This is a genomic window from Microbulbifer sp. ABM4_008, assembly GCF_056311705.1.
This window is the reverse complement of record NZ_CM149970.1, coordinates 4,619,170-4,634,153: the sequence shown is the minus strand read 5'-3', so window position 1 is coordinate 4,634,153 and position 14,984 is coordinate 4,619,170. Positions and strand designations below refer to the sequence as shown.

12 protein-coding genes are annotated in these 14,984 nt (G+C 45.0%); 7 read left to right on the top strand and 5 right to left on the bottom strand.

The window, feature by feature from the left end:
- Positions 1-36: 36 nt before the first annotated feature.
- The 7 genes from tssB to tssH all read left to right on the top strand — a co-directional run bounded on the left by tssB (position 37) and on the right by tssH (position 9,777).
- Complete coding sequence (gene tssB / locus ACYX4J_RS20115; RefSeq protein ID WP_413664115.1) at positions 37-558, top strand: type VI secretion system contractile sheath small subunit; 522 nt, start codon at positions 37-39, stop codon at positions 556-558.
- On the top strand, positions 555-2,042 hold the full coding sequence (tssC, locus tag ACYX4J_RS20110) for a type VI secretion system contractile sheath large subunit (RefSeq protein ID WP_444914955.1): 1,488 nt from the start codon (positions 555-557) through the stop codon (positions 2,040-2,042). The genes tssB and tssC (ACYX4J_RS20110) overlap by 4 nt, the downstream gene beginning before the upstream one ends.
- 107 nt (positions 2,043-2,149) lie before the next feature.
- Positions 2,150-3,664: a type VI secretion system contractile sheath large subunit gene (gene tssC / locus ACYX4J_RS20105; RefSeq protein ID WP_476177409.1), complete on the top strand. Its 1,515-nt coding sequence runs from the start codon at positions 2,150-2,152 to the stop codon at positions 3,662-3,664.
- A 5-nt stretch (positions 3,665-3,669) separates the two neighbouring features.
- Positions 3,670-4,143, top strand: a complete 474-nt coding sequence (gene tssE, locus ACYX4J_RS20100) for a type VI secretion system baseplate subunit TssE (RefSeq protein WP_444895421.1) — start codon at positions 3,670-3,672, stop codon at positions 4,141-4,143.
- Entirely contained in the window at positions 4,143-5,972 is a 1,830-nt protein-coding gene (gene tssF / locus ACYX4J_RS20095; RefSeq protein WP_444906604.1) for a type VI secretion system baseplate subunit TssF, read from the top strand. Before tssE ends, tssF begins: the two co-directional genes overlap by 1 nt.
- Positions 5,936-7,066 (top strand): type VI secretion system baseplate subunit TssG, encoded by a 1,131-nt coding sequence (gene tssG / locus ACYX4J_RS20090; RefSeq protein ID WP_444906603.1) that lies wholly within the window; start codon positions 5,936-5,938, stop codon positions 7,064-7,066. The genes tssF and tssG overlap by 37 nt, the downstream gene beginning before the upstream one ends.
- A gap of 41 nt (positions 7,067-7,107) precedes the next feature.
- Entirely contained in the window at positions 7,108-9,777 is a 2,670-nt protein-coding gene (gene tssH / locus ACYX4J_RS20085) for a type VI secretion system ATPase TssH (protein ID WP_475708928.1), read from the top strand.
- Positions 9,778-9,875: 98 nt separating this feature from the next.
- Here tssH and ACYX4J_RS20080 read toward each other — a convergent pair whose 3' ends face one another.
- The 5 genes from ACYX4J_RS20080 to ACYX4J_RS20060 all read right to left on the bottom strand — a co-directional run bounded on the left by ACYX4J_RS20080 (position 9,876) and on the right by ACYX4J_RS20060 (position 14,943).
- Positions 9,876-11,030 (bottom strand): lipase family protein, encoded by a 1,155-nt coding sequence (locus tag ACYX4J_RS20080; RefSeq protein WP_444914952.1) that lies wholly within the window; start codon positions 11,028-11,030, stop codon positions 9,876-9,878.
- A gap of 26 nt (positions 11,031-11,056) precedes the next feature.
- Positions 11,057-11,536 (bottom strand): DUF6795 domain-containing protein, encoded by a 480-nt coding sequence (locus tag ACYX4J_RS20075; protein WP_476177408.1) that lies wholly within the window; start codon positions 11,534-11,536, stop codon positions 11,057-11,059.
- 610 nt (positions 11,537-12,146) lie between these two features.
- Positions 12,147-12,440 (bottom strand): PAAR domain-containing protein, encoded by a 294-nt coding sequence (locus ACYX4J_RS20070; RefSeq protein WP_413664124.1) that lies wholly within the window; start codon positions 12,438-12,440, stop codon positions 12,147-12,149.
- A 3-nt stretch (positions 12,441-12,443) separates the two neighbouring features.
- The gene (locus ACYX4J_RS20065; RefSeq protein WP_476177407.1) at positions 12,444-13,022 is read right to left on the bottom strand and encodes a DUF6931 family protein; all 579 of its coding nucleotides are present in this window, start codon (positions 13,020-13,022) and stop codon (positions 12,444-12,446) included.
- Between the two features lie 13 nt (positions 13,023-13,035).
- Complete coding sequence (locus ACYX4J_RS20060; RefSeq protein ID WP_444906600.1) at positions 13,036-14,943, bottom strand: type VI secretion system Vgr family protein; 1,908 nt, start codon at positions 14,941-14,943, stop codon at positions 13,036-13,038.
- Positions 14,944-14,984 lie beyond the last annotated feature (41 nt).

The following is a 14,984-nucleotide window of genomic DNA, read 5'->3' as shown; positions in this document are numbered from 1 at the left end:
GAACAGCAGTCCCTAAAGTCGGAAAGGAGACCTTAGATGTCTGAAAGCATCCACAACAAACTTAAGCGCGTGCGTAAGCCGCGTGTACATATCACTTACGATGTTGAAACTAACGGAGCCGAAGTCAAAAAGGAGCTTCCTTTTGTGGCGGGTGTTATGGGTGATTACTCTGGTGATAATGCCGAGAATCGCAAGGCACTGAAAGATCGTAAGTTTATCCAAATTGACCGCGATAACTTCAACGACGTAATGGGTAAAGTAAACCCAAAGTTGAACTTGCAGGTGGAAAACACCCTGACTGGTGACGGTAGCAAGATGGCTGTTGATCTCGACTTCAACAACATGGACGCCTTCTCGCCGGAGCAGATTGTTGAGCAGGTTGAGCCACTAAAGCAATTGCTTGAAGCCCGTAGCAAGCTGCGTGATCTGCTGAGTAAAGCTGATCGCTCTGAGGAGCTTGAAAAAGTACTTGAGGATATTCTCAAGAGCACAGAAAACGTCAGCGCTATCTCTGACCAGTTGGGCTTGAATGAGGATAAAGGAGAGGACTCAGAATGAGCACTGAAGTAGAAAATGTTGCAGGTAGTGAAGCCGAAGAGCAATCGGCGAGTCTCCTAGACCAGGCGATTGCGGCAACTAAACAAACTGAGCCTCAAGAAGCACAAGACTTGCTTGCGAATTTGACAGAGCAAGTAATGAAAGGAACGGTCACCTGGGATCGTAACCTGACCCAGACCATCAAGAAAGCTGTTAGCGCGATTGATAAGGCCATGTCCCAGCAGCTGTCTGCGATTTTACATGACGAGAAATTTCAGAAGCTGGAAGGATCCTGGCGCGGTCTGAATCACCTGGTTATGAACTCGGAAACTGGCGCTACCATGAAAATCCGCATGCTCAATCTGAGCAAGCGCGAGCTCTTCCGCGACCTGGATAAGGCAGTTGAGTTCGACCAGAGCCAGACCTTCAAAAAGATCTATGAAGAAGAGTTTGGTACTGCGGGTGGTGAGCCATACGGCGTAATGATTGGGGATTTCGAGTTCACCAGTCACCCTGAGGATATCGAACTGCTGAGCAAGATGTCTAATGTTGCTGCAGCTGGCTTCTGTCCGTTTGTTGCAGCAGCCGGTGCTGGCATGTTCGGTTTTGATGACTACACGGAGCTTTCCAAGCCGAGAGATCTGGGTGGTATTTTTGAATCCGCCGAGTACATCAAGTGGCGCAGTTTCCGTGATAGTGACGACTCCCGTTTTGTTACCTTGGTAATGCCGCGTACCCTGGCCCGTACCCCTTATGGTGCTAACACCAAGCCAATTGAAGCTTTTGACTTTGAAGAGTTTGAAGTGGATGAAGACGGCGTTTCCCGTCCAGCAGAGCACGATCAATACTGCTGGATGAATGCTTCTTATGTTATGGGTACCACCATGACAAAAGCATTCGCTGAGAACTCCTGGTGTACTGCAATTCGCGGTGCTGAGGGTGGTGGTAAAGTAGAAGGGTTGCCATCTCACGTGTTCAAGAGTGACGATGGAGATCTCGATCAGAAATGCCCCACAGAGATTGGTATTACCGATCGCCGTGAAGCTGAGTTAAGCGCTCAAGGCTTCTTGCCTCTATGTCACTACAAGAATACGGATTACTCTGTATTCTTTGGTGCTCAAAGTGCGCAAAAGGCAAAGGCATACGATGACCCTGACGCCACTGCTAACGCAGCCATATCTGCTCGCTTGCCTTATTTGATGGCGACCTCTCGTATTGCACATTACCTCAAGGTAATGGCGCGCGATAAAGTAGGCTCCTTTATGGAAGCCGGTGATTGTGAGCGCTGGTTGAACAAGTGGATCTCCCAGTACACTAACTCCAACCCCGACGCGAGCCCTGAAATGAAAGCGAAGTACCCGCTTTCTGAGGCGCGTGTAGAAGTAAAAGAGATTCCGGGTCAGCCTGGATGTTACAGTGCGATTGCCTATCTGAGACCCTGGTTACAGATGGAAGAATTGACGACGTCCTTGCGTATGGTGGCAAATATCCCATCTGCGGGATAAGGCTCCGGGCCCGCCCTTAGGGGCGGGTTCTCTCTTCACATGGCCTTGTTCAAGGCCTGCGTTTTACCATTATTTATTCAAATAATAATTCTTGTTGGAGTATACCGGTGCCCCGTGCAGCACATGACCAAATATCGGAAGATCAACCAGATGTTCTACCGGAGAAATTGGCGAGAGGGCAGCAGAGAGAGCTACAAAAATTTCTGCAGGAACCGGATGACCTTTTTGCATTTGAATATTGGCTCACAGAATTATGCCCTTGTACAAATAGGGATAATTATTCCGTTCGCCATTATCTGAGTCGAATTATCGCCGAGTTGGATGAGCTGATCTGTGACCAGTTGAATTGTATAATTCATCACCAGAAGTTTCAGAGACTTGAAGCGAGCTGGCGGGGGATATCCTTATTGGTGTTTGATACACCCCACGCTGAAAATATTAAAATCAAACTCTTGGATGCCAGCTGGAAAGACCTCGCGAAGGATATAGAGCGGGCCCCGGATTTTGACCAATCTGGGCTGTTTCATCTTATATATAATGAAGAGTTTGGTACTCCAGGCGGCGAGCCATTTGGTTTGTTACTTGGAGATTACTATGTATCCCATCGGCCGCTGCCTGACCACCCTTATGATGATGTATTTACTTTGCAGGGCATCGCGCATACTGCAGCCGCAGCCTTTGCCCCGTTTGTTTGTGCATCAGCACCGCAACTTTTTGGTGTAGACAACTTTTCGGATCTAGCAAAGCCTATCAATTTTTCAGAAGTGTTCCGTCAAAAAGAATACATTCGGTGGAATGGCCTTCGGGATCTGGAAGACAGCCGATTTATCGCTTTGACACTTCCTCAAGTTTTGATGAGAGAACCTTATAATCAGGAATTTTCATCCTATCGTGGTTTGAGGTTTCAGGAGCAGGTACGGGCATCCCATAACCAGAATTATTTATGGGGGAATGCCTGCTTTGCATTGGGTGCCGTACTGTTAAGAGAGTTTAGTGAAGTTGGCTGGTTTTCACATATTAGAGGGGTTGCACGTGACCATCTGGGCGGAGGGCTGGTAACCCAGCTTCCAATGGTGCCTTATAGGCCAGATAGTACTCCTGGCATGATCCGAATGGCCACTTCAATTTTGGTAACTGATTTTGCTGAGCGGGATTTAAGTGACTTAGGGTATGTATGCTTGAGTCATTGTTACGATACTCCTTACAGCGCCTTTAATAGTGTTCCATCACTTCAAAGGCCGAAGCAATACACATCTAAAGCAGCCACGGCTAATGCGCGTATTAGCTCTATGTTACAACAAATACTTTGCGCATCCCGATTTGCTCATTATATCAAGGTAATGATAAGGGATAAGGTGGGTGCCTATATGAATGCTGCAGATTGCGAACGGCAGTTGCAGCATTGGTTGGATGAATACACAACGGGAAGGGATGACCTTTCCTGGGAAATGCAGGCTCGATACCCTCTACGGGAGTCTCGGGTGCAAGTAACGGATGAACCAGGCAAGGCGGGTAGCTATCAAAGTGTGATTCATCTCAAGAGTCATTACACCGTTGACCATCTTGTATCCGAGCTAAAACTTACAACCGCATTGGCAACAATCGGCGTCGGAGCTACCTAATTAATATGGTTAGAGAGAAGCGATTATTGGCCCCGGTATTGGATCGATTATTACAATCATCTAGTAAATTGGATGTACATCAATCCCATCAAGTGTTGAGGCAGTTGCGTGAAGGGGTGCGTCGTGATTTGGAATACTTGTTCAATACAAGATTTAAATGTATTTCCGCACCTTCAACTCATGAAAGTTTAGAGCAGTCAAATATTAACTACGGGTTACCAGACCTATCAACAGTCAATCTTTCCTCTGCCGCTAGCCGAAAACAGTTTTGTCGAGATATTGAAAAAACAATTTTAAATTTTGAGCCCAGAATACGTTCGGTAAAAGTAACCACCCAAGACAAAGTGGATGTCGAAGATCCTAGTATACGCTTTCGTGTTGAAGCTGTATTACATGTAAATCCAGCGTCGGAAGTTATTGTATTTGATTCGGCACTCAACCCAGTTACCCAGCTGGTGGATGTCTCTGAGATTATGTGATGAGTGAAAAATTAATAGATCTCTACGAGCGAGAGCTCGCATTCATTCAGCAAACTTCTGCTGAATTTGCAAAGATGCACCCAGCTGCCGCATCCCGACTTCAGCTGGATGCAGACACAGTTGATGATCCTTTAGTAGGGCGACTGTTGTCCGGCTTCGCTTACATGAATGCTCGGGTGCAGCAAAAGCTGAGTGATGATTTTCCGGAGTTAACGGATGCAATGCTGGAAACTCTGTATCCTCATTATCTTCGTCCAATTCCTTCTTGTGCCATTGTTCAGTTTGAACCGGAAAAGGATTTGGATGCGATAACCCGGGTAGAAACGAAGACGTTACTCGAAAGTGACAGCTTTCAAGGGCAAACCTGCCGCTTTACAACTTGTTATCCAGCAGAAATTTGCCCATTTCAGGCGGTGAGTGCCACCCTGATGCCAAGGCCATTTATCGCTCCGGGCTGTAATGACATTCAGGGCGCTAATGCAGTTTTAAAATTATCCCTTAAAACTTTTAGCCCAAGCATAAAATTTTCTGAGCTAAACCCTGAGAGTCTCCGCTTTTTCCTTCGTGGCCAACCATCTCATATCTATAGTTTATATGACTTGCTACTAAGTAAGTGTGTAAGGTTGGTTGTTGCCAATGGGGAGAGTGATCCAAAGCCAACTTTTCTCTCTCCGGATGAAATATGTCAAGTGGGGCTAAGTCCAGATGAGGGTTTATTGCCATATCCTGATACCGCATTCGTAGGATATCGACTCCTAACTGAATATTTTGCTTTTCCAGAAAAGTTCCTTTTCTTGGATATGTTGAACATTGGTGAGGCGTTAAACGAGAGCTTTGACGACACGTTAAATCTGTATTTTTATTTATCCGAAACTCATGAGGAGTTGGAAAAACAGATTTCTCCAAGCATGTTTGCTTTGGGCTGTGCTCCGGTTGTTAATTTATTTAAACAAAGTGCAGATCCTATTCCACTTAATCACTCGCAGTATAGTTACCATGTGGTCCCTGATGCCCGCAGGAGTGATGGCTTAGAAATATACTCAGTGGATGAAGTTGCGGCAACTAATGGTGATGGAGAGACAACCAGTTACCGGCCTTTCTATGGAATTCGACACAGTCAACATCATGCTGATCAATCTGCATTTTGGTTTAGTCGTCGCAGAGATGTGATCGAAGGAGAGCATCGGAATGAACAAGCATCTGAGATTGATATAAGCTTAGTCGATCTGGACTTTAATCCGCATAGAATTAGTGATCAGACATTAGATATTAAGTTAACCTGCTGTAATCGAAATCTAGCCAAAAAATTACCTAGTGGTAGCGCCCAGCCTTATTTAGAGGTTGTTGACGGTGATTTGCCAGTTAGCCGAATTAGTTGTGTGGTTTCCCCAACGGCAACTATACGACCGCCTCGACGAGAGCGAGGGTATTGGAGGTTAATTTCTCACCTTAACTTAAATCATCTTTCTCTATCAGGTGCAGAGGGATGTAATGCGTTAAAAGAAATTTTTAGGCTTTATGACTTCCGTGACTCTGCTAGTACGCGTAATTTAATCGAGTCATTGTTAAAGCTTAATACTAAACCGGTTACTGCTCCGATTCAGATTGATCAAAGTGTAGTTTTATGTCGCGGCACAGAAGTTGAGATTGAACTTGATTCCATGATGTTAACAGGAACAAGTCCATTGTTATTTGCTAGCATCATAGAGCGTTTCCTGGGCTTATACTGTTCAATTAATTCATTTACAAAACTGATTGCCACTATGAGTGGTCGAGATGGGGAGTTGAAGCGATGGCCACCTCGCGCCGGCGAAAAAGCTTTACTGTAATTGAGCGTTTACGCCGAGAGCCTTATAACTTTGATTTTTTTCAAGCGGTAAGGCTGGTAGAGCGTGCAGTACATCTGGCAGGTACAGGTTTCAGTAAAGAACCTATAGCTAGCGCTGCCCCTCCGACTAAAGAGCTGATTCGGTTTAGTGCTCAATCTGGGTTGTCTTTTGTCAGCTCAGATGTTTTACGTCTAGAGAAGAAAAGCGTTGAACATGAAGAGCCCGATGAAAATGAGACTCATCAGTGGCATATGGAGGTGGGTTTTACAGGGTTAATCGGTAGTCAGGGGGTGATGCCCTATTACCTGACAGAGTTAGTGCAGAGGGAGCTTAGGGAGAACAATACGGCGCTGCGTGATTTTCTGGATATGTTTAATCACCGAAGTATTTCCCTTTTTTATCAAGCTTGGCATAAATACCAGTTGCCTGTGAATTATGAGCGGCAACGCCTGCAGAATTCTCGAGAGCCAGACAAGTTTACCCAGGCTCTTGCGTCCCTTGCAGGGCTTGGTACAAATGAAATGCGCTATCGAATGCCGATACCGGATGAAGCACTAGTTGGAATGGGAGGACACCTTTCCAGTGGACGTTGTTCCGCTACCGCTTTATCCAGCATGATCAAGCATTATTTTGATTTAACGGTAAGTATTGAACAATTCCAGGGACAGTGGGATGAGTTACCGGATGATATCTTGTGCCGACTGCCCAGTGCTCAGGTGCCGAAGGGTATTAATAATTGCTTGGGAGTAAATACCATTCTGGGTACGCACTGCTTCCAAGCCCAGAATAAATTTCAGGTAATTATTGAGTCAATGCCTTATGAGCAATTTATGACTATTGCTCCGGGTACGAAAAAGTTGGAATCGCTTAAGGAGTTTATTCGCTTTAGTGCTGGTATCGAATTGGATTTTGAGTTGTCGGTGACACTTTCAACCAGCCAGGTGGCACCTATCCAGCTAAATAGAAAAGCTGAGAATGAACCTTTACTGGGATGGAATACTCACATGGCTAGTGAACAAGATGGTGAAAGGTTAGTACAAATAACCTTAAGTGCAGACAATATTTCACCTGATGAAGCTTTACCTGCTGCATAAGTAAAATTAACAACATTATTATTTAGGAAAGGATATTCAACGTGATCAATATCGATTTGAAGCGATTGGTTGATACCATGACTCCGCATATGCGTGACTCACTAGAGGGCGCTGCTGGGCTTTGTCTGTCACAGAACCAGTACAATGTTGAATTAGAGCATTGGTTACTGAAACTTTTGGATCAGTCTGATACTGACCTTTACCATCTGTTGGAAAAACACGACTGTAATCCAGCAAATTTTGCCAAGCAGCTGGCTACAGCGATTGCTGGATTTCGGGCCGGCAGCAGCCGTCCACCAGCCCTGTCCCCAACTATCGTAGAAGCAGCGAAGAATGCTTGGATGCTGGCTTCTATTGATTATGGACATAGAGCAATCAGTTCCGGACACTTTTTGGCTGCGCTTTTACTGGAAGAAACTTCTCGTCGCCAGATTTTAGAATCCTGCCCAGAACTGAAAGAGATAGCTCCAGAATCGATTCGCGAAACCGCTCGTGCAATGTTTGGACAAAGTGGAGAGTCTAGCCATATTAGCGCTACGGCGGATATGGATGATGGCGCAGCTGCAGTTGCTGCAGCTGCTTCTAAAGCTCCAGCTTTGGACAAATATACAATCAACCTAACTGAAAGAGCGAAGAAGGGAGAGATTGACCCTGTACTTGGTCGTGATGAGGAAATACGCCAATGTATCGATATCTTAACTCGCCGGCGTCAAAATAATCCGATCCTGACTGGTGAAGCAGGTGTTGGTAAAACTGCCGTCGTTGAAGGCTTTGCTCTTCGAATAGCTAGTGGTGATGTACCTGAGCCATTGCGCGGTGTAGCCGTACGCACGCTTGACTTGGGACTTCTTCAGGCTGGCGCCAGTGTAAAAGGTGAGTTTGAAAACCGCTTGAAGTCTGTAATTTCAGAAGTGCGAGCATCTGCAACGCCAATTATTCTATTTATTGATGAAGCGCACACCATGATTGGCGCGGGCGGTAAAGAGGGGCAGGGGGATGCGGCTAATCTCCTGAAACCTGCACTGGCTCGTGGTGAATTGCGTACTTTAGCTGCCACAACCTGGGCGGAATATAAGAAGTATTTTGAACGCGATCCTGCTTTGACCCGTAGATTCCAGGTAGTAAAAGTGGAAGAGCCTGATGAGAGCAACGCGATTGATATGATGCGTGGTATCGCAACCTCGCTGGAGGAGCACCATAAAGTACGCATTCTGGATGAAGCTATCATAGCTTCGGTCAAGTTATCTCATCGTTATATTCCCGGGCGCCAATTGCCAGATAAGTCTGTTAGCTTACTGGATACGGCCTGCGCGCGCGTCGCTCTTAGCCAGTCTGCTACTCCTGGGGCGATTGAAGATGCTCGTATCAATATTGATCGCACTAATACTACCCTGGCTAAACTTGAGCGTGAAAACGCAGCAATGGGTGAGCATGAGGAGCAACTGGCAGAGCTAAAAGAGTTTAAAGCTTCCGAAGAAAAGCGTTTGGAAGTGCTCGAACAGCAATTACTTAAAGAAAATGAACTAATCGGACAGATTCAACAACTCCGCGATCAGATCGATGTAGAGTTTATGAAGGCCCAAGGTGGTGAAGGTGAAGATACACCCGACGAGGCCTTATTAGCCGACTATCAGCAACAGCTCAAAACATTAACTGCGGACTTGGAGGTTATCCAGGGGGATACCCCGTTAATGCAGCCAGCTGTTGATGAACAGGCTATTGCCGCAGTAGTTGCCAACTGGACTGGAATTCCTGTCGGCAAGATGGTTAGCGATGAAATTATTGCTGTGAAAACTTTGTCAGAGCGCCTGAATAAACGTGTTATTGGTCAGCCCCATGCTATCGAGGCTGTAGCTCAGGCAATTCGCACTTCTCGAGCAGGCTTGACAGACCCGCGTAAACCGGTGGGTGTGTTTATGTTCTGTGGTACTAGCGGTGTAGGTAAAACAGAGACTGCCCTTGCCTTGGCTGATGAGCTGTTTGGTGGTGAGCAAAATATCACGACCATCAATATGGCTGAATTCAAGGAAGAGCATAAAGTATCTATGCTGTTGGGCTCTCCTCCCGGCTATGTAGGCTACGGAGAGGGCGGTGTTCTTACCGAAGCTGCACGCCGTAAGCCTTATTCGGTAATCTTATTGGATGAGATGGAAAAAGCTCACCCAGGTGTACAAGATGTTTTCTATAACCTGTTTGACAAGGGGACCATTAAAGACGGTGAAGGAAGGGATATCGACTTCAAGAACACCGTAATAATTATGACCTCCAATGCAGGGGAGGATGCAATTAGAGCTATCTTCAGTCAGGTAGAAGAAAAGCCTGAGCCAGACGTATTGATGGATAATATCCGCCCACATCTGCTACAAAAATTCAAGCCTGCTTTCCTCGGTCGAGCAAATGTGATTGCTTATTACCCTCTCGATGATGAGAATCTGGTAGAGATTTGCAGAATCAATATGCGTAAGATTGAAAAGCGCGTTCACGAGCATTACGGAGCTTCCTTTAGCTATGACGAGGATGTTTTGATTAACATCGTTGCTCGTTGTCACGAAGCTGATACAGGTGCTCGTAATATTGAAGTTATTCTGAACAAAACATTATTGCCGGAGTTGGCTAGTGAATGTTTGGATAAAATGGCGCGCGGTGAAGAAGTGAAAGCAATTAAAGTATCCGCAACGGAAGAAGGGGACTTTAGTTACACTGTAGAATAGAGAATTGTATATAAGCCCGGCAGTGATATTAATAAAAAATCATTGCTGGGCTTGGTACCACTAATAACCATATAGATACAACTGGTTTTAAGAAATAATTACTGGTTTGGTCTTCCTGCCCTCATTACTAAGTCAGAAACAGCGCGGTGCATACGTAGAAATACCATGCGAATAAAGGAAACCGTGATATCCGTACCTTCGACAATAGCCAATCCGATCAGTTGTGCCAGCCTACGGATAAGTCGCAAAATCCAAAAAGAGATATCTTTACTAATCTGATACGCTTTGTGCAGGAATATCGCAAGTCTGTCGAGAAGTGTAAAAGTCGTGCCACCGGCAACCACCAAAGAAATTCCTGCAAGGTGAGTGATTTTCTTAAGCACCCAGAGCAGTGCCTCTCCAGCGATCCATGCTGTATTCATGGTAAGGGAAAGTACACCGTCAGATCTTAACCATGCCTCGACGCTCTTTTCTAAATTTCCTTTAGGTTTTTGTAATTTAACGGTATCCCAATCTAAGCTGGTTCCATTAGGGGATACAGATTTAACATAGGTTTGACTGCTATGGCTTATTTTTGGGTTAAGACTCGGTGTAGGTAGCTCAAAGTCTCCAGTTCCACCATTCGGGACATGAATAAATGGCCACGTAGGTACCATAGGAACAGGATCTGCACGATGATATACGCGATAAATATTTTCAGATTTAAGTTTACGTTTACAGCTGTTAGCGAAGTGATCAAGCCCAACTCTTGGGCTGCCAAACGTATATAGTTTTATAGATTTTCCTGTGTTTGAGGAAAGCCAATCAGCAGCAAGCGTGGCTAACGCCCCACCAAGGCTGTGGCCAAGGCAGTGAATAGTATGAACATCATTGGGTAGGTTTTGCGCAAACTGTTCAAGTTGAGGTAGTAGAGACTCAAAAGTATAATAAAAACCTTGATGTACTGCTCCGCCAGTATGAAATCGCTTAACTCCAGCATTTAGGTCTGTTAACACATCATATAGGCTATCAGTTCCCAAAATACTAAAAAAAGCGCTACCTTTGTGTTGCCCTTTCCCTAAAGTTGCTATTCCTCTTGTGTCTGTACTTTTTAGGAAAATAAGAGCACCGGCTTCCGCATCTACTTTGTCTGTGATTTTTTCGTCAATATCAAAGTCATCTTTATACATTTCATAAAATATTTTCCTTGTCCTACTTTCTTTTACTAAGTAAGTGTCCGCAGCAAGTTTAGCGGTGTATTTAGGACTTAGCATAATTGATCTTTCCTTTTATTTTAGTGTTAATTAAATTGGCATGATGTTAATAAGGCTGAATCGAATATTTCTTCTAACCTGGTTTCATCTGTTAGCTCACATGTGAGGTTAAGCGGCTTTCCCATTTCGGAGTTCTCACCCGGGCTTCTTTTAGCGTAAACCCAAACTTCATAGTTTTTATTTTCGTAACTAACATCGATGGCCTGGGAGACTACAAACTCAACTGGTAATACCTGTGTTAAAGAGTTTGAAAATTTAGCTGGGAGGACTGCGATTCCGTCTTCATCAGATGTAAATGTATCGATCCATTCCTTTTGCCATTGTATTGAGCGTGTGATCTTAGCCCCTGATACAGGCTCGCCATTTAGTGTTAACTTGATTTTCATTTCTGAAAATGTACAAGCTTTAAAGGGGTTGAATGAGGCCATAGCGTTAGTCCCTCCAGGTGATATGGCAATTAATAAAAAAGATATTAGAAATAATTTAAATTTATATTTCTTGTGCATGCTAAACATCCTCCGGCCGTTTTGGCTAAAGTGATTGTCTCTGGTTGGTTGTACTCTTTAGTTAAATTTTGGCCTTAGACTATGTTGTCTAGTAAAGGCTTTCTGAAAATATTCAAATATCTTTAGTTAATATTTGCTGTATGAAATATTTTAATTATTTGGTTGTGGGTTATACAAACATATTATTTATATTTGGGTGGTAAATTTGTGCTATTTTTAGCTGAATAAAATCGTTTAATATTCCCGGATTTTAGGTTGGTTTTTCTAGGTTCGTGCAAGTCACGCGTTAATATGCGAGTAACGATTTTTGGATTTAAAATAATTGTGCTAGATAGCTAGCTTTACCATTGCGGTCGGCTAAATATCCTAATAAAAGAGGGCGTCACTTTTAGTACACAGAAATATTGTCTTGTGTACTAGGGCCTATATTTTAAGCCGTTATCTTTATTCAGCAGATATGGTGTGGCAGAGAGATGCCCACTCGATAAGAGGGGACTTGTGTGAGTACTCTTAAGCATAGATATGGGATGATCTTAATTGGATAACACCAGTTTCCAATTTTATCTATGCCGACACACCGTACTTAGTTAGTACGCGGGATGGACCTATTTTATCCGCCTATCAATACTGTAGGGCAACCAATAACTATTTTTCCACCATGCCCTGTGGTGTCTCCCATTCTTGCCGCAGGTTTCTTTTGCAGCATTACCGTTGTACTTCCCATGGCGACCGTATCGGGCGGTCCAACACAGGTACAAGTGCTACCAACGGTTGCTGAAGGCATCCCACCGATGATAACGGTGGGTGCTCCTGGGCTTACTACTGGGCCACCCACATGAGGTACTGTGCCGGTGACCATTGGGCATACGTGCATATCACCAATACGGGAAGCTGGCTTACCCATAGTTTATCCCTCAACCCTACCGTTTCCGCCTCGTGCTAGATCGAGACCTTGCTCCATATAGTGCATGAACCTTTTGTTTGGATCGACTGGGTCAGATAGCACGGCAGCAAGGGTAACACTGCCTGCGACTGCATGAGCATAAAGGTGTTCTGGCGGCTCTACTACCGGCTCACCTTCGGCTGCTAAGCTGCCATGACACCAACTCGCTGCAGTAGCCGCCCAGCTCGCTGGAGTTTTATGTTTTGTTTTATCGCCGAATAGTTTGCAGCGTAAGCGGGCTTCTTCACTGGGCTTTTTGGCCCAAGTCTCTGCTGCATTAAGCGCATTCACATTGTCATCGTCAGTTTGAGGGCCTTGGATATCTCGGGCCGCGAGGCAAGCCCACCACACGGCTTCCCGCTTTGGTAGGCCATGAGCAAGCAACTTGATCGCGTCTGGAAATAGGCCGGCTTCCACAAGGCGGTTTATGCTGACTTCTGGTGCTGTATCCGGTACCAGATGATCTTCTGCCTCGTCACTAACTTCAAAATTCTTAAGTAGCTCATCTGCGGTGAGAGCTTCTACTTTAATGAGGTCTGTCATTGGTATATCCCCATCAGTTAATCATGGTTACGCCGCCTTTCAGGGTCAGCATCCCGCCACCTTTAACTTCTGCAGTAGCGTCGCCCTTACAGGAAAGCATTGTTCCTTTGATGGTGATACCAGCTGGAGTCAGTTTAATACTGCTACCGCCGACTTTTAATTCAATGGATGCTTTGGAGGAAATCTTAATTGCACCCATTGCATCAGTAGTTTGAGAACCTTTACTGACCTTGAGTGTGTGATTTCCTGACCCGATAGTTACAACTTGATTGCCTTTACTGACATTGAGTTTCTGATCACCTTTTGAGATGGTGACAACTTCACTGCCATCGGTAACCGTAATAGTCCGGTCTTGCTTAACCTCAAGGGTTTGTTTGTTCTCTATCTTACCTGTTTGGTCATTATGGACGACAAAGTTATGGTCTTTGCCGGCTTCCATATAAAGCTCTTCGCTTCCGCCTTTGTCATCAAACCGAAGTTCGTTAAAGGCGCTACCTTCATACTCAGTTTTCCAGCCACTTTGGGTCGCAGTATAATTGGGGCCCGGATTATCACCGTTATATACGGCTCCGGTTATAAGCGGTCTGTCTGGATCACCATTAATATAAGTAACAATAACTTCTTGATTGACTCTGGGGACAAAGTTGGCGCCCCAGTTTTTTCCGGCAAATGACTGCATCACCCGTACCCAACAGCTGTTCTGCTGTGAATTCCATGGGAACTTGACTTTGATTTGGGTGTAGGGGTCTTGTGAACTGTCAGAAGTGGTGGCCTTAACTTCAAGAACGCGTGCGACTTGCGGAGAGTGTACTTTCTTCGCAAAAATATTTGGCTCAGGTCTTGGAGTTACTGATGACGGAATACAACTGAAAGTATTGTGGAAATGTGTTTCCGCACTATTGCCGTCTGTAGCAGAGATATGGACGGAAGTAATCAGGTACTTCCCTTTCTCTGACGATATTGTGTGGTCAAAATTAAAACGGCCGCCCGCTGTGAATGAGGGGCAGTCACTGCGCCCATGGCTCACATCAAATAAAGCTTCTTGCGCTTCCATTGAACGCTCGGCGAGCGCCTTATGGTAGCTATCTGTGAATTTGTGCTTATTTTCACCGTCAGCCTGGAAATGGTTTAGCCCATAAAGGCCGCGCATGTAATTACTGACATCATTCAGTTGGCTGGTAGTTTTAACTTGCTGTTTATTATCTTTTGTTGCGGTGAACTCACAATAATCTTTCAGTTCAAATCCGCCACCATGATAATTGAAATTTCGCTGCCAGCTACTTACAGTATTTTTTGTCGGATGACTGCCGCTCCCATCGTACTCTATCTGTTCGCTTTCACAGTCATAGAAATCCTGGCTATCATCACAAAGTACAAGTTCGTGTTGCCCATTTGAGTGCTTGAAGTAATAGGAGATACCCTCTTCAGCCATAAGGCGATTGATGAATTCAAAATCGCTTTCATCAAACTGCACGCAATATTCACGAGTTATGTATTCAGCATTTAATTTAACGCTTAGCTTTATAACTTTGCTGTACTCGCCCAAAACTTCTTCAAGAATCTGTTTAGCAGATTTCTTTTCAAAAATTCTGTTGGAGCCCCCAAGGCTGGTAAACCAAAGGCCAGGTTGAATTGTGGCGCTATAACTTCGCACTCCCTCAGCGTTAACATCGCGCAGAGACAGTTGAGTAACGTAACCATTGATATAGCGAGGAGTTTCTGAGTGGTGCACAGAAACGGTAACAGCCTTGCCGACGATATCTTTCTGGCTTATTGCATGGTCATCGGATAGGAGCTGAAGTTCATAGCGGAAGAGTTTGGATATATGCTCTTCGCCTTGCAGGCTGGTAGCGATTACCGCATCCGTGCCGAGCGGGCTGTCGACTTTAATCAGTCTTCTATCTTGATTTAATGTAGTCATGGGCAGCCCCTACTATCCCTACGGTGCCTTGGAGAATAGTA